The following is a 23,104-nucleotide window of genomic DNA, read 5'->3' on the forward strand; positions in this document are numbered from 1 at the left end:
TTCAGGCCATGCTCCGGCGTCGGCTGGTGTACCAGACGAGTCCGGCGGTCGCGGCCGCCGCTCCTATGGCCGCTGCCGCGACGAGTGCGGGGCGGGGCGGGACGGTGAGCGTGGGCAGCCTCTTCTTGAGCGGGACCGGCCTGCGGAACTCCAGAACCGGCCACCCGCGCGCGAGTGCCTCACGGCGCAGCGCGCGGTCCGGGTTGACCGCGTGCGGGTGGCCGACCGCCCGGAGCATCGGCAGGTCGGTCGCGGAGTCGCTGTAGGCGTAGCAGCGTTCGAGGTCGTAGCCCTCGGACGCGGCCAGTTCGCGGATCGCCTCGGCCTTGGTCGGGCCGTACGCGTAGTACTCCACCTCCCCGGTGAAGCAGCCGTCCTCGCCGACGACCATGCGCGTGGCCACGACCCGGTCCGCGCCCAGCAGTTCGCCGACCGGCTCGACCACCTCGGCGCCCGACGTCGACACGATCACCACGTCCCGCCCGGCCGTGTGGTGCTCCTCGATGAGGGAGGCGGCCTCGTCATAGATGATCGGGTCGATCAGGTCGTGCAGGGTCTCGGCGACGATCTCCCGCACCTGCTGTACGTTCCAGCCGCGGCACAGATCGGAGAGGTACTCGCGCATCCGCTCCATCTGGTCGTGATCCAGACCGCCGGCCAGGAAGACGAACTGGGCATATGCGGTACGCAGTGCGGCCCTGCGGTTGATCAGCCCGCCTTGGTAGAAGGACTTGCTGAAGGTGAGCGTGCTCGACTTCGCAATGACCGTCTTGTCCAGGTCAAAGAAGGCTGCTGCGCGAGGCAAGGAGTGGTTTTCCACGCCTCTGAGCATAGGCGCCCACCATTCGGCGTAAGGTGGGGCGCGTGGGTTTGCCTGAGAGGGCTCTCGGGTACACCATGGAAGTCACGGATCGTTCGCGACCGTGCTAACCCGGCCCGACTCCTCCCCCCCCGAGTCGGCCGTGGGGACGACCCCCGCTCTCCCCCCCGGCGGGGGTCGTCGCATGTCCGGACGCATTTACGTCTGATTTTCCCTTCTTTTCGCGACCGTACGGGCGCAGTCGCGCCCTCATGGCCGGCGCTTCCGCATGTCCATGATTCGCTACTCACGGTAATCATCACGCTGCGCTGTGGAAGTCGCACGGGGATCAGTGCGGACGTCACCGGTATGGGTGACGGAGATATTCACAGGCGCCGAGTTGTCCACGGTTTTCGACCAAGATCCACATGATTTCGCGGATCGCCGCACCGTGATTCCTGTGCGCGGCGGTCGTGGCGAGTTCATGGCCGGTTCCGATTGTCGTAGCGCGTATGGCCGGTTTCTGTCGGCCGCTCATATGGAGGCCGCTTGCCGGTTCTCCACACGTTTGGGAATCGCGGGGCCGCAGGGGCTGCGCGGCCCACGCAGCGAAGGGGGAACACTCGTGACCGGAACCGTCACCCACGACCCGCCGCCCGGCACCCCGGGACGGCCGCTCATCGTCACCGAGGACGTCGAACTCCTGGACGACCTGCTGCGCCTGTGCGCGGCCGCCGGCGCCACGCCCGAGGTCCACCACGGCGTCCCGGACCACGGCGACGACTGGGAAACGGCGCCGCTCGTGCTGGTCGGCGACGACGCCGCCCGGCGCGTCGGCGGGGCCACGCGCAGGCGCGGGGTGGTGCTGGTCGGCCGTGACCAGGACGACTCGGGAGTGTGGAAACGAGCCGTCCAGATCGGCGCCGACCACGTCCTGATGCTCCCCGACGGCGAGCAGTGGCTGGTCGACCGCATCGCCGACGTAGCCGAGGGAGTCGGCCGCCCGGCCCTCACCGTCGGGGTGATCGGCGGCCGGGGCGGGGCCGGCGCCTCCACGCTCGCGTGCGCCCTCGCCGTCACCTCCGCCCGCGAGGGCCTGCGCACCCTCCTCGTGGACGCCGATCCGCTCGGCGGCGGACTCGACGTACTCCTCGGCGGGGAGAGCGCCGAAGGGCTGCGCTGGCCCGCCTTCGCCGCCTCCCGGGGGCGGGTCGGCGGTGGCGCGCTGGAGGAGTCACTGCCGGAGCTGCACGCGCTGCGCGTGCTCAGCTGGGACCGCGGCGACTGCGTCGCCGTCCCGCACCAGGCGGTGCGCGCGGTGCTCGCCGCCGCCCGGCGGCGCGGCGGCACGGTCGTGGTCGACCTGCCCCGCCGTCTCGACGACGGTGTCGCCGAAGCTCTCGCCCAGCTCGACCTGGCCCTGCTCGTCGTCCCCGCCGAACTGCGGGCGGTCGCGGCCGCCGGGCGGGTGGCGTCCGCCGTCGGCATGGTCGTACGCGATGTGCGGGTGGCCGTGCGCGGGCCGTACGCGCCCGGTCTGGACGGCCGGGAGGTGGCCCGGCTGCTCGGCCTGCCGCTGGCCGGCGAGGTCCCGGTCGAACCGGCGCTGCTGCGCCCCCAGGGCGGCGCGAAACCACCCGGCGCGACCGGCCGCGGCCCGCTCGCCCACTTCTGCACGGCCTTCTGGGAGCGCGCGCTGATCGAGGCCGGAGGCACCCGATGACACTCCCCGGACTCGATCGGGCCGACGGCGCCGCCCTGCTCGACGGCGTGCGGCGATGGCTCGCCGAGAGCGGCGCCGAACCCACCCCCGCGCGCGTGGCCCAGGCCCTGCGCGAACAGGGCCGGGTGCTCGGCGACGCCGAAGTGCTCGGCGCGGCCGCACACCTGAGGAGCGAACTGGTCGGCAGCGGCCCGCTGGAACCGCTGCTCGCCGATCCGGATGTCACCGACGTGCTGGTCGCCGCTCCGGACCGGGTGTGGGTCGACCGCGGCGGCGGCCTGGAGCTGACCCCGGTGACCTTCCCCGACCCGGCGGCGGTACGACGCCTCGCGCAGCGGCTGGCAGCCGTGGCCGGACGACGCCTGGACGACGCCCGGCCGTGGGCGGACGCCCGGCTGCCCGACGGCACCCGGCTGCACGCGGTGCTGCCCCCGGTCGCCGTCGGCTGCACCTGCCTGTCGCTGCGGGTCGTACGGCCCCGGGCGTTCACGCTGGAGGAGCTGGTCGCGGCCGGCACGGTGCCGCCCGGCGGCGACCGGCTCCTGCGGGCGCTGCTGGCGGCCCGGCTGTCCTTCCTCGTCAGCGGCGGAACCGGTAGCGGCAAGACGACCCTGCTCAGCGCACTGCTGGGCCTGGTCGGAGCGGACGAACGGATCGTGCTCGCCGAGGACTCGGCCGAGTTGCGCCCGGAGCACCCGCACGTGGTCCGGCTGGAGACCCGGCCCGCCAACCAGGAGGGCGCCGGCCTGGTCACTCTGGAGGACCTCGTCCGGCAGGCGCTGCGGATGCGGCCCGACCGGCTGGTCGTCGGCGAGGTGCGCGGACCCGAGGTCGTACATCTGCTCGCGGCCCTCAATACCGGCCACGAGGGCGGCTGCTGCACTGCCCATGCCAACGCTGCGGGGGACGTCCCGGCCCGGCTGGAGGCGCTGGCCACGGCCGCGGGGCTGGACCGGGCCGCGCTGCACAGCCAGTTGGCGGCCGCGCTCTCCGTGGTCCTGCACCTCGTACGGGACCGGTCCGGGCGGCGCCGGATCGCCGAGGTGCATGTGCTGGAGCGGGATGCCACGGGGCTGGTGCGGACGGTGCCGGCGCTGCGCTGGGGAGAGCGGGCCTTCGTACGGGAGCGCGGCTGGGAGCGACTGCGGCAGCTGCTGGGTGCCGAGGGCGGGGGCGGGGACAGCCGCGACGCCGAGTGAGAAGGGCGCGTGGGGGAGGCGAGTGGGAAGTGGGAGAGGTGACGGAAGTGATCGGTGAGACGTCCATGGGAGCGGCGCTGGTCTGTCTCGGTGCGCTGGTCTGGCTGCAGGGCGGGCGGCACTACGGGATGCGGCGGGCGCGGCTGCTGCTCGCCGGCGGCGGAGTCGTGCCGACCGGGCCGCCGCCCTGGGACCAGGCGCGCGCGGAACTGACGCGACTGCGCAGCCGGTTGGGGGCCGAGTGGTGGGCGCTCGCGGCCGGTCTGCTGCTCGCGGTGCTGGGTGCCTCGGTGGTTCCGGTCGTCGCGGGGGCGGCCGGGGTGCCGCTGCTGCGCCGGGTACGGCTGGCCCGGCGGTCCCGGCGCGACCGGGAGCGACGGGTGGACGCGGTGATCGCCCTGTGCGGCTCCCTCGCCGGGGAGGTGCGGGCCGGACGACAGCCGGGCGAGGCGTTGCTGCGGGCCGCGCGGGACACCGGCGGGCTCGGCGACGCACAGGCGGCCGTGGTCGCGGCAGCCCGGTTCGGCGGGGACGCGCCCGGTGCGTTCGTCACGGCGGCCCGGCAGCCGGGCGCCGAGGGCCTGCTCGGGCTCGCCGCGTGCTGGCGGGTGGCCGTGGACCAGGGGGCCGGACTCGCGGCCGGTCTGGACCGGCTGGACGCGGCCCTGCGCGTCGAGCGGGACCAGCGCGCCGACCTGCGCGCGCAGTTGGCGGGCGCCCGGGCCACGGCGGTGCTGCTCGCCGCCCTGCCCGGCCTCGGCCTCTTCCTGGGCGCGGCCATGGGCGCCGCCCCGCTCCGCGTCCTCCTGCACACCGGCGCCGGACTCGGCTGCCTGACGGTCGGCGCGGTCTTCGAGGCGGCCGGGATGGGGTGGGCGGTTCGGATCGTCCGGGGAGCGGAGGCGGTGTGAGGCGGGGGTGTGGTGTGAGCGGGTGCATGCGGGCCGAGAGCGGGGGCTGGGCGGGTGCGAGGCGGGCGGTTGACGGTGGCGGTTCAGCGCGCGGGAGGAGAACGGGCGGTATGAGCGGGGAAGTTGTCCACAGGGTGGGGACGGTCGTGATCGTGGCACTGGGCCTCGGCTGTGGGGTTCGGCGGTTGGGACTGGTCCGGCGGCGGTGCCGGGCGCGGCGGCGGGTGGCCGAGTTGCTGGGGCTGGACAGGCCGGCGCCCGGGCGGTCGTTCGAGGCCGGGGGTGCGCTGCGGCGATGGCTGCCGCCGGCCGGGGCCGCGTGCGGTGTGTGGGCGCTGGTCGGCGGTGTGACCGGGGCCGTACTGGGACTGCTCGCCGGTGCCGGACTGTGGCGGAGCCGCCAGGCGGCGGCCTGCCGGGCGGAGCCGGTGGACACCGCCGCGGCCGCGCGCCAACTCCCGCTCGCCGCCGATCTGCTGGCCGCCTGTATCGCGGCCGGCGCCGGCCCGGTGACCGCCGCGCAGGCGGTGGGGGAGGCGCTGGGCGGGCCTGTCGGGGAAGCGCTGGCCCGGGGCGCAGCGGAAGTGCGGCTCGGCGGTGAACCGGCGTACGCCTGGCACCGGTTGGCCGCGCTGCCCGGCGCGGGAGCCCTGGCACGGTTGCTGGAGCGGGCCGACGAGTCCGGGCTTCCCGCGGCGGGTCCGGCCGCCCGTCTGGCCTCGGACGCCCGCGCGCAGTGGGCGCGCACGGCGACGGCTCGCGCCCGGCGCGCCGCCGTACTGATCTCCGCGCCCGTAGGCCTGTGCTTCCTGCCGGCCTTCATCGCCGTCGGCGTGCTCCCCGTAGTGATCGGGCTCGCGGGTGGCGCGTTGGGAGGGAGGTGAGGCGAAGAGAGGTGCACAGGCGCGAACAGACGTAATCAGGCGCGAACAACTGCAAAAGACCAGAACCTCACGGGGGTTGGAATGAACGGGAAGATCAAGGAAGCGGCGGTACGGCTGCGGGACAGGTGCCGGAAGGACGCCGGCATGGTGACGTCCGAGTACGCCATGGGGATCATCGCGGCCGTCGGATTCGCGTTGCTGCTCTACGAGGTCGTCACCAGCGGCCAGGTCCGGGCGGAGCTGCAGGCCATCGTGAAGAGGGCCCTCAGTGCGCGGATGTGAGCGTGGGACGGACCGGGGGTTCGTGACCGCGGAGGCGGCCGTGGTGCTCTGCGTGCTGGTGGCGTTCACGATGGCGCTGGTCTGGGGGCTGCTCGCGGTGGCGGCACAGATCCAGTGCGTGGACGCGGCCCGCACCGGCGCCCGGGCCGCCGCCCGGCAGGATCCGGCCGACGCGGTGGTGACGCTGACCCGGGAGGCGGCGCCGCGCGGGGCGCGCGTGACCGTGGAGCGCGAGGGCGACCAGGTCCGGGTGACGGTGGTGGCAAGGCCGCCGGTGCTGAGCGGGCTGCCTTTCGAGGTGCGTGAACAGGCCGTGGCGCTGGCCGAGGAGACCGTGGGAGCGGGAGAGGAGGGGCCGTGAGGAGGGAGGACGAGCGAGGTGGCGGCCCTGCGGGCGATTGCGGTCGGAAGCCGGGCGGCCGGGGAGGGCAGGAGGCGCCCACGGACAGGGAGCCGGGGAGCCCGGAGGCTGGGCCGTGCTCCGACCGGGGGTCCGCCACCGTGTGGAGCCTCGGGGTGATCGCCCTGCTGTGCGTGGTGTTCGGCGCCGTGCTCGCGCTGGGGCACGCCGTCGTCGTCCGGCACCGCGCGGCGGGCGGCGCGGATCTGGCGGCGCTCGCGGCGGCGGACCACTGGGCCGAGGGCGGCGCGGCGGCCTGTGCCCGGGCCGAGCGGGTGGCGGCGGCCCAGGCGGTACGGCTGGTGCGGTGCGCGATCGTGGGTGAGACCTCGGACGTGACGGCGGCCTCGGGAAGAGGACCGTTCGCGGCGCGGGTCAGGTCGAGAGCGGGCCCCGCGGGGCCGGTGCCGGTTCCGCAGGCTCCTGCGCCGGCGCACCCCCGCGCTTCTCCTCCGGCGCCTGCGGACGGCCTTCGTCCTGGCCGGCAGCGGACTCGGGCTGCTCCTCCGGCGCCCCCCGCAGCAGCACCGTGAGAAGCCGGACCGCCCCCCGCTTGTGCAACGGGTCGTTGCCGTTGCCGCACTTGGGGGACTGGATGCAGGACGGGCAGCCGGCCTCGCACTCGCAGGAGGCGATGGCCTCGCGGGTGGCGGTGAGCCAGGCGCGGGCGGTGTGGAAGGCGCGCTCGGCGAAGCCCGCGCCGCCGGGGTGGCCGTCGTAGACGAAGACCGTCGGAAGCAGGGTGTCGGGGTGGAGGGGGACGGAGACGCCTCCGATGTCCCAGCGGTCGCAGGTGGCGAACAGGGGCAGCATGCCGATCGAGGCGTGTTCGGCGGCGTGCAGGGAGCCGCCGAGGATCTCCGGGTTGACCCGGGCCTCGTCCAGCTGGTCGTCGGTGACCGTCCACCACACCGCGCGGGTGCGCAGCGTACGAGGAGGGAGGTCGAGTTTCGTCTCGCCCAGCACCTCACCCGTGATCAGGCGTCTGCGGAGGAAGGAGACCACCTGGTTGGTGACTTCGACCGAGCCGTAGCACAGACGGCCGGCGCCCCAGGGGATCTCGGTGTCCGTCTCCAGGACGGCGATCGAGGTGGTGTCACGGGCCACCGTGGAGTACGGCGGGTCGGCCTGCTCGACGAGGGCGACCGAGTCCTCCAGGTCGAGGGAGCGCACCAGATACGTGCGGCCCTGGTGCAGATGGACCGCGCCCTCGTGTACCGCGGAGTGCGCGGCGCCCGCGTCGACCGTGCCCAGCAGGCGGCCGGTGTCGGCTTCCACGACCTGGACGGGGCTGCCCCCCGCGCCGCGGATGTCGGTCAGGTCGGCGGCGCGTTCCCGGCGCGTCCAGTGCCAGGCCCTGGTCCGCCTGCGCAGCAGCTTCGCGGCCTCCAACTGCGGCAGCACGTCCGCGCAGGCGGGGCCGAAGAGGTCCATGTCCTGTTCGGTCAAAGGCAGTTCCGCGGCGGCGGCGCACAGGTGCGGGGCGAGGACGTAGGGGTTGTCGGGGTCGAGGACCGTCGACTCCACCGGCTGGTCGAACAGGGCCTCGGGGTGGTGGACGAGGAAGGTGTCCAGCGGGTCGTCGCGGGCGACGAGTACCGCCAGGGCGCCCTGTCCGGAGCGGCCCGCGCGGCCCGCCTGCTGCCACAGGGACGCGCGCGTGCCCGGGTAGCCGGCGATCACCACCGCGTCGAGGCCGGAGACGTCCACGCCCAGTTCCAGGGCCGTCGTGGCGGCGAGGCCGAGGAGTTCGCCGGAGTGCAGGGCGCGCTCCAGGGCGCGCCGCTCCTCGGGCAGGTAGCCGCCTCGGTAGGCCGCGACCCGCCGGACCAGGGAGCGGTCGACCTCGGCCAGCCTCTCCTGGGCGATGACCGAGATCAGCTCGGCGCCACGCCGGGAGCGTACGAAGGCGACCGAGCGCACGCCCTGCACGGTCAGGTCGGTCAGCAGGTCGGCGGTCTCGGCGGTGGCGGTACGCCGTACGGGGGCGCCTCTCTCGCCGTGCAGCTCGGTGAGCGGGGGCTCCCACAGGGCGAAGACGAGTTCCCCGCGCGGGGAGGCGTCGTCGGCCACCTCGACCACCGGCAGGCCGGTCAGCCGGCGGGCGGCGACGGACGGTTCGGCGGCGGTCGCCGAGGCCAGCAGGAAGACGGGCGAGGAGCCGTAGCGCGCGCACAGCCTGCGCAGCCGGCGCAGTACCTGGGCGACGTGCGAGCCGAAGACGCCGCGGTAGGTGTGGCACTCGTCGATGACGACGTACTCGAGGGATTTCAGGAAGGAGGACCAGCGCGGGTGGGACGGGAGTATGCCGCGGTGCAGCATGTCGGGGTTGGTGAGGACGTAGTTGCCGTACTGGCGGATCCACTCGCGTTCCTCGAACGGGGTGTCGCCGTCGTACACCGCGGGGCGTACGGCATTGCCCAGAGGTTGTGAAAGTTCCTTCACCGAACGGCACTGGTCCGCCGCGAGTGCCTTGGTGGGGGCCAGGTAGAGCGCGGTGGTGCCGCGGCCGTTCGGGGCCTCGGATCCGTCCAGAAGGGTGGACAGGACGGGCACGAGGTACGCGAGGGACTTGCCGGAGGCGGTGCCGGTGGCGACGACCACCGAATCGCCGTCCAGGGCGTGCTCGGCGGCCAGCGCCTGATGCGCCCAGGGGTGCTCGATACCGGCCGCCTGGACGGCCGCGATCACCTCGGACCGAATCCGGTCAGGCCAGACGGCATGGCGGCCCGCGCGCGGGGGCAAGTGCTCCGTATGAGTGATGCGCGCAGCCCGGCTCGGCCCCGAGGCGAGCCGGTCCAGGACCACGCCCGGAGACGGGCGGGACGCCGGGTCCGCCGGGGATCGATCGGATCGGTGATTCTTGGCCATCGGCACCGAGTGTGTCACTGGCGTGACGGACAATGGAGCCAAGGCGTCGTGCACGCCTGCCGGTAAGTGATTGAATGCCATCGCGGCTGGCGTTGCGTCCCGTGGGCCGCAAGGCGAGGTGCCCGAGGGGCGACCGCTCGATAGCAAGGTGCTGGAGGATCCGTGGACCTGTCCCTGTCGACCCGTACCGTCGGCGATCGTACGGTCGTCGAGGTCGGTGGCGAAATCGATGTATACACCGCGCCCAAGCTGCGCGAGCAGTTGGTCGAGCTGGTGAACGACGGGAATTTCCACCTCGTCGTAGACATGGAGGGCGTGGACTTCCTCGACTCCACCGGGCTCGGCGTGCTGGTCGGCGGGCTGAAGCGCGTGCGTGCCCACGAGGGCTCGCTGCGCCTGGTCTGCAACCAGGAGCGCATTCTCAAGATCTTCCGCATCACCGGACTGACCAAGGTGTTCCCGATCCACACCTCGGTCGAGGAAGCGGTAGCGGCCACCGACTGACCCGGACCGTCCGGCGGCGTCGGGCCCTTGCGGGGGCCTGTACGCCGGCCGGTCCGTCCCGGGTCCTTGAGCGGCCCGGGGCACCGAAGTACACCTGGGGGTGCGGGCGCTCGACGGCCCCGCCCCCGACCGCACGCCCGTAGTCGCGAGGGGGATGCATGGCCACCGTCGAACTCCGCTTCAGCGCGCTGCCCGAGCACGTCCGGACCGCCCGGTTGGTGGCGGCCGCGGTGGCACGCAGGGCCGGAGTGGACGAGGCCGTCCTGGACGAGGTCCGTCTCGCCGTGGGCGAGGCCTGCTCCCGCGCCGTCGGGCTGCACCAGAGCAGCGGTATCTCGGCACCGGTGAAGGTGGCGCTGATCGAAGAGGAGAAACAGTTCTCCATCGAGGTCGGCGACGAGGCCCCGCACGCCGTTCCGAGGGGTGACACGCCCGGCGCCGCACAGGACGCCGAGGCGGACATCGAGGAGGACGAGATGGGCCTCGCGGTCATCAGCGGTCTCGTCGACGACGTGGAGGTCACCACCGGGCAGGACGGCGGTCTGATCCGCATGACCTGGCCGACCACACCGCCGGCGGCCGCACTCCTCTGAGCCACCGCCGTTCACACTTTCGAGGGTCCTGCCGAGCAGGGCCCTCGGTGTTTTTTCCCGTGCCCCCTCCTGACGTCTCCCGAATTCGTGAAGGAATTCACGATCCCGTCTTCAGGGCTCTGATCAAGGCGTATTCCAGGAAGCAATGGGGTGAGGGCATTACTCCTTTCGGGTTCGTCGGCGAGATCTCGATCATTTCCTGATGAGCCGGTGGAGGCTAATTCCGTTTGCCGTGCTCTGTTGCGATCACACGGGGGTACCTACAATCCGTCCACATCTTGAGCTCAGCCCAAGCGTCAAGGAGGACGAATGGCGGGGCTTTCTACTTCTCCATCGGTTCACCCCACATCCCTCGCAGCCGCGGTACTGACCGACGACAACCGGGTCCTCGTGGCCGTCATCGCCGCGGTCGCCCTGGCCGCGCTGGTGGTCGCGGGGGTCCTGGTGCGTCAGGTGCTGGCCGCGGGCGAGGGCACCGACAGCATGAAGCGGATCGCCGAGGCGGTCCAGGAAGGTGCGAAGGCGTATCTCGCCAGGCAGTTGCGCACGCTCGGCGTATTCGCCGTCGTCGTCTTCTTCCTGCTCATGCTGCTGCCCGCGGACGACTGGAATCAGCGGGCCGGACGATCGGTGTTCTTCCTGATCGGGGCCGCCTTCTCGGCGGCCACCGGCTATATCGGCATGTGGCTCGCCGTGCGCAGCAATGTGCGGGTCGCCGCGGCGGCCCGGGAGGCCACACCGGCACCAGGCGAACCGGAAAAGGATCTCACCACCGTTTCGCACACCGCGATGAAGATCGCATTTCGCACGGGCGGCGTCGTCGGCATGTTCACGGTGGGGCTCGGCCTGCTGGGCGCCTCCTGCGTGGTGCTGGTGTACGCCGCCGACGCGCCGAAGGTGCTGGAGGGCTTCGGTCTCGGCGCCGCCCTGATCGCCATGTTCATGAGGGTGGGCGGCGGCATCTTCACCAAGGCCGCCGACGTCGGCGCCGACCTGGTCGGCAAGGTCGAGCAGGGCATTCCGGAGGACGATCCGCGCAATGCCGCGACCATCGCCGACAACGTGGGCGACAACGTCGGCGACTGCGCGGGCATGGCGGCCGACCTGTTCGAGTCGTACGCCGTGACACTGGTCGCCGCGCTGATCCTCGGCAAGGTCGCCTTCGGCGACTCCGGGCTGGCGTTCCCGCTGCTCGTGCCCGCCATCGGCGTCATCACCGCCATGATCGGCATCTTCGCGGTCGCCCCGCGCCGCGCCGACCGCAGCGGCATGACCGCGATCAACCGCGGCTTCTTCATCTCCGCGGTGATCTCGCTCGTGCTGGTCGCGGTCGCGGTCTTCGTCTACCTGCCGTCGAAGTACTCCGACCTGCACGGTGTGACGGACGCGGCGATCAGGGGCAAGGACGGCGATCCGCGGATCCTCGCCCTCGTCGCGGTCGCCATCGGCATCCTGCTCGCCGCCGTCATCCAGCAGCTCACCGGCTACTTCACCGAGACCAACCGCCGACCGGTGCGGGACATCGGCAAGACCTCCCTCACGGGCCCCGCCACCGTCGTGCTGTCCGGCATCTCGCTCGGCCTGGAATCCGCCGTCTACACCGCGCTGCTCATCGGGCTCGGCGTGTACGGCGCGTTCCTGCTCGGCGGTACGTCGATCATGCTGGCGCTGTTCGCGGTGGCCCTGGCCGGCACCGGCCTGCTCACCACGGTCGGCGTGATCGTCGCCATGGACACCTTCGGGCCGGTCTCCGACAACGCCCAGGGCATCGCCGAGATGTCCGGCGACGTCGAGGGCGCGGGCGCGCAGGTGCTCACCAACCTGGACGCGGTCGGCAACACCACCAAGGCCATCACCAAGGGCATCGCGATCGCGACCGCCGTCCTGGCGGCGTCGGCGCTCTTCGGCTCGTACCGCGACGCGATCACGACGAACGTGCAGGACGTCGGGGCGCAGCTCACCGGGCCGGGCGCGCCGCTGAGCCTGTCCCTGGACATCTCGCAGCCCAACAACCTCGTCGGCCTCATCGCGGGCGCCGCGGTCGTCTTCCTCTTCTCCGGACTGGCCATCAGCGCCGTGTCGCGTTCGGCGGGTTCGGTGGTGTACGAGGTGCGGCGGCAGTTCCGCGAGCACCCCGGGATCATGGACTACACCGAGAAGCCCGAGTACGGGCGGGTCGTCGACATCTGCACCAAGGACGCCCTGCGGGAGCTGGCCACACCGGGTCTGCTCGCCGTGATGGCGCCCATCTTCGTCGGCTTCACCCTCGGCGTCGGCGCGCTCGGCTCCTACCTCGCCGGAGCGATCGGCGCGGGCACGCTGATGGCGGTGTTCCTCGCCAATTCCGGCGGCGCCTGGGACAACGCCAAGAAGCTGGTGGAGGACGGCCACCACGGCGGCAAGGGCAGCGAAGCCCACGCGGCCACGGTGATCGGCGACACGGTCGGCGACCCCTTCAAGGACACCGCCGGACCCGCGATCAACCCGCTGCTGAAGGTCATGAACCTGGTCTCGCTGCTCATCGCGCCCGCGGTGATCAAGTTCTCCTACGGCAGTGACAAGAGCGTCGGCGTACGGATCCTGATCGCGGCCCTCGCTCTGATGGTGATCAGCATCGCCGTGTACATCTCCAAGCGGCGCGGTATCGCCGTCGGCGACGACGAGAGCGCCGAGCGGATCTCCAACTCACCGAACACGGCGGTGGTTTCGTAGCCGTACCGCTGGTTCCCTTCGAAAAGCCCTGCTCAACGGGCGGGCGGGTGGCGCGTGCTGACGTGCCGCCCGCCCGCTCGCGTCTGTGGGCATGGCTGTGGGCACGGCCGTGGACACGGCTGTGGGCATGGCTGTGGGCACCTCTGTGGCCCCGCCCACGTGGTGAGCCTTCTCTCTCATGGTGGAAAGAGTCACAAAGGGCGCTTTAGGGGGCGTACGGGGTGTGGGGGGTGTGCGTCCGACGTGTAGGGTCCGTGGGCCGAGAGCCAGGGAAGGGACCGATCCGGTGAACAAGAAGCTCGCGGCCGCGCTGTCCGGCGGTGCGGTACTCGTGGTGACGCTGACGGGATGCACCAGCAGCGGAGGCAGCAAGGGGCCCGACCCCAAGCTGGTCGCCTGGGCCAAGACGGTGTGCGACCCGCTGCCCGCGCAGCAGGCGAAGATCTCGGGGGCCAACGCCTCGCTCAAGGCGGTCGCGCAGGACGGTCCCCCGAAGGACGTTCAGAAGACCGACTCCCAGGCCTTCCAGGACCTGGCCGACGGCTTCAAGGCGCGTGCCACCACCCTGAGCAGCGCCGGGGCGCCTCCGGGTGTCGACGGCGGTGCGGCGAAGCAGCAGGACGCCGTCAAGAAGCTCACGGCCCTGTCCGCGGCCTACGCCGACCTGAAGAAGCAGGTGGACGGGCTCGACACCAAGGACCAGACGAAGTTCGCCTCCGGTCTGGGCGACCTCTCGGATCGGATGAAGGCGGTGTCGGCCCAGTACGACAGTGCGATCACCGCCTTGGAGGGCCTGGAGAAGGGCGACGTCAACCAGGCGGTGGCCAAGCAGGCGGGCTGCACGAAGGCCTCCTCGGCCTCCGCGTCGCCGTCGGCCAGCAAGGGCTGAGTCACCCGCCGCGGGCCACAATGGGGGCGTGACTGACTCCGGACTCGCCTCCTTGCCCGCTTCCGACCGGCCCGACACCGCCGCGCGCCTGCGTGAGGCGCTGCTGGCCGCCTCCTTCACCGCCGACGGGCTGCTCGACCTGCTCGGCGCCCCCGCGTACGCGGCGCTGGCCCGCAGCGAGACCGTGCCCGCCCTGCGTGCGACCCGTGGCGACACGCCGCTGGAGACGCTCGTGCGGCTGTTCCTGCTCCAGCAACCGGTGCCGTACGCGCGCGTGGCGCACGTTCTGCCGGTCGAGGACGCCCTCGAATCCGGGTGGCTCACGCGCGTGGGCGGCGACGAGGTGGCCGCGACCGTGGACGTACGGCCCTACGGCGGCCCTGATGGCGAGGACTGGTTCATCGTCTCCGACCTGGGCTGCGCGGTCGGCGGCGCGGGCGGCGTCGGACAGCACGACGAGGGTGTCGTCCTGGGCGTCGGCGGCGCCTCCACGACCCTCGCCGGCATCACCGTCCGTACGCCGGTCGCCGCCGCCCTGGACCTCGGCACCGGGTCCGGCATCCAGGCGCTGCACGCCGCCCAGCACGCCACGCGCGTGACGGCGACGGACCTCAACCCGCGCGCGCTGCACATCACCGCGCTCACGCTGGCGCTGTCCGGCGCACCGGCGGCCGATCTGCGCGAGGGCTCGCTCTTCGAACCGGTCCGGGACGACGAGACGTTCGACCTGATCGTGTCGAACCCGCCGTTCGTCATCTCGCCCGGCGCCCGGCTGACGTACCGGGACGGCGGGATGGGCGGGGACGATCTGTGCCGCTCACTCGTTCAGCAGGCGGGGGAACGGCTGAACGAGGGCGGGTTCGCGCAGTTCCTCGCCAACTGGCAGCACGTCGCAGGGGAGGACTGGCAGGACAGACTCAGGTCGTGGGTGCCGCGCGGGTGCGATGCCTGGATCGTGCAGCGCGAGGTACAGGACGTCACGCAGTACGCCGAGCTGTGGCTGAGGGACGCCGGTGACCACCGGGGGGATCCGGCGGACTACCAGGCGCGTTACGACGCCTGGCTCGACGAGTTCGAGGCGCGCAAGGTCAAGGCGGTCGGCTTCGGCTGGATCACCCTGCGCCGGACGGGTACCGCCGAGTCCGTCGTCACCGTGGAGGAGTGGCCGCATCCGGTCGAGCAGCCTCTCGGGGACGCGATCCGGGCGCACTTCGAGCGTCTCGACTATCTCCGGGAGCACGACGACGCGGCGCTGCTCGAAGGCCACTTCAAGCTGACCGCCGAGGTCGTCCAGGAGCAGGTCGGCCTGCCCGGCGCCGAGGACCCGGAGCACGTGGTGCTGCGCCAGCACCGCGGGATGCGCCGGGCCACGAAGGTGGACACGGTCGGCGCGGGCTTCGCGGGCGTCTGCGACGGCACGCTCAGCGCGGGCCGCATCCTGGACGCCATCGCCCAACTCATGGGCGAGTCCCCGACATTGCTCCGCGACCGCACCCCCGCCCAGATCCGGTTGCTGGTGGAACAGGGGTTCTTGGAGCCGGTGGGCTGAGGGGACTTGGGCCGGGGCCTGGGCTGGGCCGTGCTGTGTGGGCGGAGTTTCGCCGAGCGGCGAACCGGGCCGGTGGGCCGAGGCCGCGTGGCGAAGCGCCGGGCTCGGATCGCGAGCGGGTAGGCCGGGCCCATGGGCCCGGCCTGCGGACCAGGTCGGCGGGTCGAGCCTGTGTGTCGGGCCGCGGGTTGAGTGCGAGTGGGGTCGGCTGCGCCGCCCTGCGGCCCTGCCGCCCTGCCGTGTCGGCGGGCTGGGCGGCGTCCTGGGCCTGCGAGCCGAGTCGGAGGAGGTCAGAGGAGAGGGCCCTGCCGTCGGAACCGGCGGAGCTGACTCCGTCAGCCGGGCCCGCGGGTGCCGCACGGGGGAGTGCCGGGGCAGGTGGCGTAGGCCGGGTGCCCCTGCCGTCGTAGGCGCGGTCGGACCGTGTCGGCACCGGGGCGGGATCTTCGTCGTATGCCCGTGGCACGGGACCGGAATCCGTGGGACGGGGTGCCGGACGCGCCGAGAGTGTGAAAAAGGCCGGAAAAGAATGCGCGCCGGAGTGATGACGAACAGGTTCGATCGGGTGTTCGAGATCGAGATGGCCTGCGGTTCACCCCGATGTCGCCTGCTCGCCTCCCGTGCGTGACACCCTCCCCGCGCTGGGCAAGGCCGGACGGCACGGAAGGGGTGCGCGGGGGATGGAGAGCGGGCCGGCGATCTTCGCGGGAGTGGTGTTCGCCCTGTTCGGAGGCGCCCTGCTGGCCTGGACCGGCACTCGCGTCCGGCGCCGGGAGCCAGTGGCGCACGGTGTGAACCGGGTCGCATCGGCCACCCTCGCGAGCGTGGCCGGGACGGTCGCTCTGGCACTCGGTGTGTACTGCCTGACCCGCCTCTGACGTCGGCAGGTGTGCCGCGGCGGGTGTGCCGCGGGAGTAAGGGGAGGGTCACGCTCCGGACATGGGCCGCGGGGCCGCCGGGCACTCCGGGCGGCAGGAATGGCGGTAGTCGGGTTACCGTTCGAGTGGCCGTTGTGGGCTTTTCCCGTTTGACACGGGGGCGGGATGTACCGTCACACTCCGCAGCGTCACACGTGCCAGCAGTACGCCGCGACCCCGGGACGAAGGACTGGGGAGGCCACAGCGTCGACCGGAGAGAAGAGCGAAGTTGTCCCCGACCAGCGAGACCGCACAGGGCGGCCGCCGACTCGTCATCGTCGAGTCGCCTGCCAAGGCGAAGACGATCAAGGGCTACCTCGGCCCTGGCTATGTAGTCGAGGCGAGCGTCGGGCACATCCGTGACCTTCCCAACGGCGCCGCCGAGGTGCCCGAGAAGTACACCGGCGAGGTCCGCCGCCTCGGTGTGGACGTAGAACATGACTTCCAGCCGATCTATGTCGTCAACGCTGACAAGAAGGCCCAGGTCAAGAAGCTCAAGGACCTGCTGAAGGATTCCGACGAGCTCTTCCTCGCCACCGATGAGGACCGGGAGGGCGAGGCGATCGCCTGGCACCTCCAGGAGGTCCTCAAGCCGAAGATCCCCGTCAAGCGGATGGTCTTCCACGAGATCACCAAGGACGCGATCCGCGACGCCGTCGCCAACCCGCGCCAGCTCAACCAGAAGCTGGTCGACGCCCAGGAGACCCGTCGCATCCTCGACCGTCTCTACGGCTACGAGGTCTCGCCGGTCCTGTGGAAGAAGGTCATGCCCCGGCTGTCGGCCGGCCGCGTCCAGTCCGTCGCGACACGTCTCGTCGTCGAGCGGGAACGCGAGCGCATCGCGTTCCGTTCTGCTGAGTACTGGGACCTGACGGGCACCTTCGCGACCGGCCGCGCGGGAGACCCGTCGGACCCGTCGTCGCTGGTCGCCCGCCTGCAGACCGTCGACGGGAGGCGGGTCGCGCAGGGCCGCGACTTCGACTCCCTGGGACAACTCAAGAGCGAGAACATCCTCCACCTCGACGAGGCGACCGCCCGCGCCCTCGCCGCCGCCCTGGAGAACACCCGTTTCTCCGTTCGCTCCGTCGAGTCCAAGCCGTACCGCCGCTCGCCGTACGCCCCGTTCCGTACGACGACGCTGCAGCAGGAGGCCAGCCGCAAGCTCGGCTTCGGCGCGAAGGCCACGATGCAGGTCGCGCAGAAGCTGTACGAGAACGGCTACATCACGTACATGCGTACGGACTCCACGACGCTGAGCGACACGGCGATCGCAGCGGCCCGCGCGCAGGTCACGCAGCTCTACGGCGCCGACTACCTGCCCCCGCAGCCGCGCACCTACGCCGCCAAGGTCAAGAACGCGCAGGAGGCCCACGAGGCGATCCGCCCCTCGGGCGATCGTTTCCGCACTCCCGCCGAGACCGGCCTGACCGGCGACCAGTTCAAGCTCTACGAGCTGATCTGGAAGCGGACCGTCGCCTCCCAGATGAAGGACGCGACCGGCAACAGCGTGACCGTGAAGATCGGCGGCACCGCCACCGACGGCCGGGACGTCGAGTTCAGCGCCTCCGGCAAGACGATCACCTTCCACGGCTTCCTGAAGGCCTACGTCGAGGGCGCCGACGACCCGAACGCCGAGCTGGACGACCGCGAGCGCCGGCTGCCCCAGGTCGCCGAGGGCGACGCGCTGTCGGCCGAGGAGATCACGGTCGACGGCCACGCCACCAAGCCCCCGGCGCGCTACACCGAGGCCTCCCTGGTCAAGGAGCTGGAAGAGCGCGAGATCGGCCGCCCGTCGACGTACGCGTCGATCATCGGCACGATCCTCGACCGCGGCTACGTCTTCAAGAAGGGCACGGCCCTGGTGCCGTCCTTCCTGTCCTTCGCCGTGGTCAACCTCCTGGAGAAGCACTTCGGGCGGCTCGTCGACTACGACTTCACCGCCAAGATGGAGGACGACCTCGACCGCATCGCGGCCGGTGAGGCGAAGGCCGTGCCGTGGCTGAAGCGCTTCTACTTCGGCGAAGGCACCGGTCACGGAGGCGCCGCCGAGGCGGGCAACGGCGACGGGGACCACCTCGGTGGCCTCAAGGAGCTGGTGACCGACCTGGGTGCGATCGACGCGCGCGAGGTGTCGTCGTTCCCCGTGGGCAACGACATCGTGCTCCGCGTCGGCCGCTACGGCCCCTACATCGAGCGTGGCGAGAAGGACACCGAACAGCACCAGCGCGCCGACATCCCCGACGACCTGGCGCCGGACGAGCTGACCGTCGAGCTGGCCGAGGAGCTGCTGGCCAAGCCCAGCGGTGACTTCGAGCTGGGCGCCGACCCGGCGACGGGCCACCAGATCGTCGCCAAGGCCGGCCGCTACGGCCCGTACGTCACGGAGATCCTCCCCGAGGGCACCCCGAAGACCGGCAAGAACGCGGTCAAGCCGCGTACGGCTTCGCTCTTCAAGTCGATGTCGCTCGACACGGTGACGCTCGACGAAGCGCTGAAGCTGATGTCGCTGCCGCGCGTCGTCGGCGCCGACGCCGAGGGCCAGGAGATCACCGCGCAGAACGGCCGCTACGGCCCGTATCTGAAGAAGGGCACGGACTCGCGCTCGCTGCAGTCCGAGGACCAGCTCTTCACGATCACGCTGGAAGAGGCGCTGGCGATCTACGCCCAGCCCAAGCAGCGTGGCCGGGCCGCCGCCAAGCCGCCGCTGAAGGAGCTGGGCGAGGACCCGGTCTCCGGCAAGCCGGTCGTGGTCAAGGACGGCCGCTTCGGTCCGTACGTCACCGACGGCGAGACCAACGCGACCCTCCGCTCCGGCGACAGCGTCGAGGAGATCACCCCCGAGCGCGGCTTCGAGCTGCTCGCCGAGAAGCGCGCGAAGGCGCCCGCCAAGAAGACCGCGAAGAAGACGGCCCCGGCGAAGAAGATCGCGGCCAAGAAGACGGCCCCGGCGAAGAAGACCGCGGCCAAGAAGACGGCGGCGAAGAAGACGACCGCGGCCGCGAAGAAGACCACGGCGAAGAAGACCACCGCCAAGAAGGCGACGGCTTCCAAGGCGACGGCTTCCGGCACGGAGGACTGACGCCCGGTCGGAGGCCGGCGGACTCTCCCGCCGGCCTCACGGCTCGGGCCTGACGGCTGCGTCCCTGGCTCCCGGCCTCGGCTGGCTTCGGCCCCGGCCTCGGCTGGCCCCGGCCTGGCTTCGGCTTCGGCTTCGCTGAGCGAACGCCCCGGCATCACTTTGATGTCGGGGCGTGTGCATGTGCGGACAGGCGAGGTGTGGTGTCGGTGGCTGCCGATAGGCTGAACGCATGACGCGAGCCGACCAGCCAACGGCCCACCCCACAGCACCGGACGACGCCCTGGTCGCGGACTCCCGCGAGCGCGCCGTCCGCTCCCTGCTGCGCCGCCCCGAGCTACGGCGCCTGTGGAGCGCGCAGCTGGTGAGCGGTGTCGGTGACGCCCTCGCCCTTCTCGTCCTGGTCGTTCTCGTCCTCCAGGCGGCGATCGCCCAGGGCTCGTTCGGCGGCGGATACCGGGGCGTGGCGTTCGCAGTGGCGACCGTCTTCGCCGCGCGTGTCCTCGCCACGCTGCTCTTCGGCGCCGTCCTGCTCGGCCCGCTGACCGCGCTCACCGGGCAGGAGGGTCCGCTCGACCGGCGCTGGACCATGGTGGGCGCCGACGTCCTGCGCGCCCTGCTGCTGATCGTCTCGCCCCTGTGGATCGACTGGACGCCGGACAACGCACTGGCCGTCCTGCTCGTCACCGCCTTCGTCACCGGAGTCGCCGAGCGCCTGTGGACGGTGTGCCGGGAGAGCGCGGCCCCCGCCCTGCTGCCCGGACCGCCCCCGGAGGGCGCCACCGTGCGGCCGCTGCCGGACCACATGGACGCGCTGCGCCGCCTGACGCTGCGCACGAGCTTCCTGGCCGTCCCGCTGGCGGCCGCCACGCTGGTCGGCGCCGGGCTGATCAACAACCTGCTGGGCACCGGCGTGGCCTGGTTCGACCAGCACCACGCGGCCCTCGGGGCGTATGTGGCGGCGGGCCTGTTCGCCGCCTCCGTGTCCGTCGTGGCCTTCCTCGAACTGCCCGACGTGCGCACCCCGCGCGCGCGGTCCCCGCTGGAGGGGCTGCGCCGCCCGCGCACCGGCACCGGGGTCGACAAGGGCCGTACGGGCGTGATCCCGCTCCTCGTCCCGGCCTGTGCCGCTGTCGCGGGCGCCATCGCCGCGGCCGCCTCGGTGTGCGTGCTGCACGCCACCGACCTGGGCGGCGGCCCGGTCCTGTACGGCCTGCTGGTCCTGGGCCTGACCGGCGGCGTCGGCATCGGTATCCGTACGGCCCCCGCGCTGCTGCCCTCGCTCTCGCGCCGCAGGCTCCTCGCCCTCGCGATCGCCTTCACCGGCATCGCCCTGCTGGCCGCCGGGCTCGTCCCGGACGTCACCACGGTGCTGCTGATCGTCACGCTCGCGGGCTTCACCGCGGGCGTGGCCGCGAACACCGGGCACGCCCTGCTCGACCAGGAGACCGAGGACTACCGCCGGACGCGCGTCACCGAGCACCTGCAAGCGGTGGTCCGGGTCGCCATAGCGCTGGGCGCCCTGATCGCGCCGGTGGTCGCCGGGCTCATCGGCCGGCACCGCCTGGAGAACGGCCGGTTCGTCTTCGCGCACGGCGGCGCCTCCTTCACGCTGATGCTGGTCGGCGCGCTGCTGCTGCCGGTGGCCGCGCTGGTGCTCGCCAAGGTCGACGACCGCTCGGGCATCCCGCTGCGCCAGGACCTAAAGGACGCGCTGCTCGGCGGCGACGACCCGGACGAGGCACCGGCGGCCGGCGGCTTCTTCATCGCCTTGGAGGGCGGCGACGGCGCCGGCAAGTCGACCCAGGCCGAGGCCCTCGCGGAGTGGATCCGGGCCAAGGGCCACGAGGTCGTGCTCACCCGTGAGCCCGGGGCCACCCCCGTCGGCAAGCGGCTGCGCTCGATCCTGCTGGACGTGTCCTCGGCGGGCCTGTCCCACCGCGCGGAGGCGCTGCTGTACGCCGCCGACCGCGCCGAGCACGTCGACACGGTCGTCCGCCCCGCCCTGGAGCGCGGCGCGGTCGTCATCTCCGACCGCTACATCGACTCGTCCGTCGCCTACCAGGGCGCTGGCCGCGACCTGTCCCCGACCGAGATCGCCCGCATCAACCGCTGGGCGACCGCCGGGCTCGTCCCGCACCTCACCGTCCTGCTGGACGTCTCCCCGGAGGCGGCCCGCGAGCGGTTCACCGAGGCACCGGACCGGCTGGAGTCGGAGCCGGCGGAGTTCCACGCGCGCGTACGGGCCGGTTTCCTCACGCTGGCCGCCTCCGACCCCGGTCGCTACCTGGTGGTGGACGCCGGCCAGGAGCCCGAGGCCGTCACCACGGTGATCCGGCACCGGCTCGACACCGTGCTGCCGCTGTCCGAGGCCGAGATCAAGGCCCAGGAGGAGGCGCGGAAGAAGGCCGAGGAGGAGGCCCGCCGCAAGGCCGAGGAAGAGGCCGCGCGCAAGGCCGAGGAGGAGCGCCTGGAGCGCGAGCGCCAGGAGCAGCTCGCCAAGCTGCGTGCCGAGGAGGAGGAGCGCAAGCGCCGCGAGCTGGAGGAGGCGCAGCGCCGCGAGGCCGAACGGCAGGCGGAGGAGGCCCGGCAACGGGCCGAGGAAGCGGCCCGGCGCGCGGAGGAGGAGCGGCAGCGGCTGCTGGCCGAGGAGAAGGCCCGCGCCGAGGAGGAGGCCCGCCGCAGGGCCGAGGAGGAGCGGCGCCGCAAGCAGGCTGAGGAAGAGGCCCGGCTGCGCGCCGAGGAAGAGGCTCGGCAGGCCCGGCTGCGCGCGGAGGAAGAGGCGCGGCGTCTGGAGAAGCAGCGCAAGGCCGAGGAAGCGCTGCTGCGCGCCGAGGAGGCCCGCCGGCAGGCGGCCGAGGCAGCAGCGGCGGCCGACACGGCTGCCCGCAGGTCCAGCACCCCCCTGCCGGCCGCGCCGGGCGTGGTGCCCGAGGCGACGACGGTTCCCACACCGGTCGTGTCGTCGGCCCCGCGCGGCACCGAGGAGACTGTCCCGACGCCGGTCGTGCCGCTCGGGAAGGACGAGCGGGGCGCCGAGGAGACAGCGGTGCTGCGCCCGGTGCGTGAGGACCGTGCCGGGGCCGGGTCGGCCCAGGGGGCCCGGGAGGCCGACGAGCAGGCGGCGGCTCGGGAGCCCCGTACCGGGCGAACGTCCGGGCCCGGCTCCGACGCCGAGGTGACGGCCGAGCTGCCGCAGCCGCCGGCGGTTCCGGGCGCGGCGGACGAGACGGCGGTGCTGCCGCCGGTGTCCGCGGAGGAGACGGCGGTTCTGCCGCCGGTGCGTGCGCAGGAGGCGGCCGTACGACCGCCGGTGACTCCGGGCGCGGCCGACGAGACGGCCGTACTGCCGCCCGTACGGGGTGACGCCCCGGCGAACCGGGTGCCGGCCGGGTTCTTCCGGGACGAGCGGCCCGCCGCCGGCCCGGACGGCTCCGAGGACCGCACCCGCGAGATGCCCCAGCTCGACGCCGACGGCACGCCGCGACGCCGGCCGCGCCCCGACTGGGCCGAGGAGACCCCGCTGGACGACCTGCCGACGCTGGCGGACGAGCTGCTGGGGTCGTACGACGAGCGGGAGCGCGCCGACCACGACGAGGAGCAGGGCCGCAGGGGCCGGGGCCGGCGAGGCTGACGGCGGATCCCTGCGGGTACGGCGAGCACAGGGCGGCGCGGGTCGCGGCAGCGACCGGCGCCGCCCTCGCCTTTACAGCGGCCACGTCGGGCAGCGGTCACTCGGGCCGGCGATCAGCTTGGCCAGCTGTCACCAATGGCCGCCGGACCGCGTTGTCAGTG

General features: G+C 72.7%; 16 protein-coding genes and 1 pseudogene. 15 read left to right on the forward strand and 2 right to left on the reverse strand.

Features of this window, described 5'->3' with window-relative positions:
* Position 1: 1 nt before the first annotated feature.
* Positions 2-832: an HAD family hydrolase gene (locus ADK64_RS07435; RefSeq protein WP_053656312.1), complete on the reverse strand. Its 831-nt coding sequence runs from the start codon at positions 830-832 to the stop codon at positions 2-4.
* Positions 833-1,424: 592 nt separating this feature from the next.
* Here ADK64_RS07435 and ssd point away from each other — a divergent pair.
* From ssd to ADK64_RS48900, 7 genes and pseudogenes are all read left to right on the forward strand, one after another.
* A complete protein-coding gene (gene ssd, locus ADK64_RS07440) occupies positions 1,425-2,522 on the forward strand; it encodes a septum site-determining protein Ssd (RefSeq protein WP_053656314.1) in 1,098 nt (365 codons plus the stop codon).
* Positions 2,519-3,721, forward strand: a complete 1,203-nt coding sequence (locus ADK64_RS07445) for a TadA family conjugal transfer-associated ATPase (protein ID WP_053656315.1) — start codon at positions 2,519-2,521, stop codon at positions 3,719-3,721. The genes ssd and ADK64_RS07445 overlap by 4 nt, the downstream gene beginning before the upstream one ends.
* A 65-nt stretch (positions 3,722-3,786) precedes the next feature.
* Positions 3,787-4,632 (forward strand): type II secretion system F family protein, encoded by an 846-nt coding sequence (locus ADK64_RS07450; RefSeq protein ID WP_199829524.1) that lies wholly within the window; start codon positions 3,787-3,789, stop codon positions 4,630-4,632.
* A gap of 110 nt (positions 4,633-4,742) precedes the next feature.
* Positions 4,743-5,516, forward strand: a complete 774-nt coding sequence (locus ADK64_RS07455) for a type II secretion system F family protein (RefSeq protein WP_078992536.1) — start codon at positions 4,743-4,745, stop codon at positions 5,514-5,516.
* 81 nt (positions 5,517-5,597) lie between these two features.
* Positions 5,598-5,798 carry a DUF4244 domain-containing protein gene (locus ADK64_RS07460; RefSeq protein WP_053656319.1) on the forward strand — a complete coding sequence of 67 codons (201 nt, stop codon included), beginning with the start codon at positions 5,598-5,600 and terminating at the stop codon, positions 5,796-5,798.
* Positions 5,799-5,820: 22 nt separating this feature from the next.
* Complete coding sequence (locus ADK64_RS07465; protein ID WP_053656321.1) at positions 5,821-6,159, forward strand: TadE family type IV pilus minor pilin; 339 nt, start codon at positions 5,821-5,823, stop codon at positions 6,157-6,159.
* Between the two features lie 176 nt (positions 6,160-6,335).
* Positions 6,336-6,533, forward strand: a pseudogene (locus ADK64_RS48900) (Rv3654c family TadE-like protein); the annotation flags it as partial.
* A gap of 40 nt (positions 6,534-6,573) precedes the next feature.
* Here the strand turns inward: ADK64_RS48900 and ADK64_RS07470 are convergent.
* Positions 6,574-9,150 carry a DEAD/DEAH box helicase gene (locus tag ADK64_RS07470; RefSeq protein ID WP_234384491.1) on the reverse strand — a complete coding sequence of 859 codons (2,577 nt, stop codon included), beginning with the start codon at positions 9,148-9,150 and terminating at the stop codon, positions 6,574-6,576.
* A gap of 81 nt (positions 9,151-9,231) precedes the next feature.
* Here ADK64_RS07470 and bldG point away from each other — a divergent pair, with 81 nt between their 5' ends.
* The 8 genes from bldG (at position 9,232) to tmk (ending at position 22,943) form a co-directional block, all read left to right on the forward strand.
* Positions 9,232-9,573, forward strand: coding sequence for an anti-sigma factor antagonist BldG (gene bldG / locus ADK64_RS07475; RefSeq protein WP_010986038.1), 342 nt, complete (start codon positions 9,232-9,234; stop codon positions 9,571-9,573).
* Between the two features lie 158 nt (positions 9,574-9,731).
* The gene (locus tag ADK64_RS07480; protein ID WP_053656325.1) at positions 9,732-10,166 is read left to right on the forward strand and encodes an ATP-binding protein; all 435 of its coding nucleotides are present in this window, start codon (positions 9,732-9,734) and stop codon (positions 10,164-10,166) included.
* A 309-nt stretch (positions 10,167-10,475) separates the two neighbouring features.
* Positions 10,476-12,878, forward strand: coding sequence for a sodium-translocating pyrophosphatase (locus ADK64_RS07485; RefSeq protein WP_053656327.1), 2,403 nt, complete (start codon positions 10,476-10,478; stop codon positions 12,876-12,878).
* Between the two features lie 286 nt (positions 12,879-13,164).
* Entirely contained in the window at positions 13,165-13,767 is a 603-nt protein-coding gene (locus ADK64_RS07490; protein ID WP_053656328.1) for a hypothetical protein, read from the forward strand.
* Positions 13,768-13,795: 28 nt separating this feature from the next.
* Complete coding sequence (locus tag ADK64_RS07495; RefSeq protein ID WP_053656330.1) at positions 13,796-15,316, forward strand: N5-glutamine methyltransferase family protein; 1,521 nt, start codon at positions 13,796-13,798, stop codon at positions 15,314-15,316.
* 680 nt (positions 15,317-15,996) lie between these two features.
* Positions 15,997-16,194, forward strand: a complete 198-nt coding sequence (locus ADK64_RS45805) for a hypothetical protein (RefSeq protein WP_053656332.1) — start codon at positions 15,997-15,999, stop codon at positions 16,192-16,194.
* Between the two features lie 268 nt (positions 16,195-16,462).
* Positions 16,463-19,312 carry a type I DNA topoisomerase gene (topA, locus tag ADK64_RS07505; protein ID WP_053656334.1) on the forward strand — a complete coding sequence of 950 codons (2,850 nt, stop codon included), beginning with the start codon at positions 16,463-16,465 and terminating at the stop codon, positions 19,310-19,312.
* A 229-nt stretch (positions 19,313-19,541) separates the two neighbouring features.
* The gene (gene tmk, locus ADK64_RS07510) at positions 19,542-22,943 is read left to right on the forward strand and encodes a dTMP kinase (RefSeq protein WP_053656337.1); all 3,402 of its coding nucleotides are present in this window, start codon (positions 19,542-19,544) and stop codon (positions 22,941-22,943) included.
* Positions 22,944-23,104: the final 161 nt, after the last annotated feature.

Source organism: Streptomyces sp. MMG1121 (genome assembly GCF_001280015.1).
Classification (GTDB): Bacteria; Actinomycetota; Actinomycetes; order Streptomycetales; family Streptomycetaceae; genus Streptomyces.

Bases quoted from the DNA above. Each gene is read 5' to 3' on its own strand.
- ADK64_RS07435 (WP_053656312.1), bottom strand. From the start codon at position 832: ATGCTCAGAGGCGTGGAAAACCACTCCTTGCCTCGCGCAGCAGCCTTC.
- ADK64_RS07445 (WP_053656315.1), top strand. From the start codon at position 2,519: ATGACACTCCCCGGACTCGATCGGGCCGACGGCGCCGCCCTGCTCGAC.
- ADK64_RS07450 (WP_199829524.1), top strand. From the start codon at position 3,787: ATGGGAGCGGCGCTGGTCTGTCTCGGTGCGCTGGTCTGGCTGCAGGGC.
- ADK64_RS07455 (WP_078992536.1), top strand. From the start codon at position 4,743: ATGAGCGGGGAAGTTGTCCACAGGGTGGGGACGGTCGTGATCGTGGCA.
- ADK64_RS07460 (WP_053656319.1), top strand. From the start codon at position 5,598: ATGAACGGGAAGATCAAGGAAGCGGCGGTACGGCTGCGGGACAGGTGC.
- ADK64_RS07470 (WP_234384491.1), bottom strand. From the start codon at position 9,150: ATGGCATTCAATCACTTACCGGCAGGCGTGCACGACGCCTTGGCTCCA.
- ADK64_RS07480 (WP_053656325.1), top strand. From the start codon at position 9,732: ATGGCCACCGTCGAACTCCGCTTCAGCGCGCTGCCCGAGCACGTCCGG.
- ADK64_RS07485 (WP_053656327.1), top strand. From the start codon at position 10,476: ATGGCGGGGCTTTCTACTTCTCCATCGGTTCACCCCACATCCCTCGCA.
- ADK64_RS45805 (WP_053656332.1), top strand. From the start codon at position 15,997: ATGGAGAGCGGGCCGGCGATCTTCGCGGGAGTGGTGTTCGCCCTGTTC.
- tmk (WP_053656337.1), top strand. From the start codon at position 19,542: ATGACGCGAGCCGACCAGCCAACGGCCCACCCCACAGCACCGGACGAC.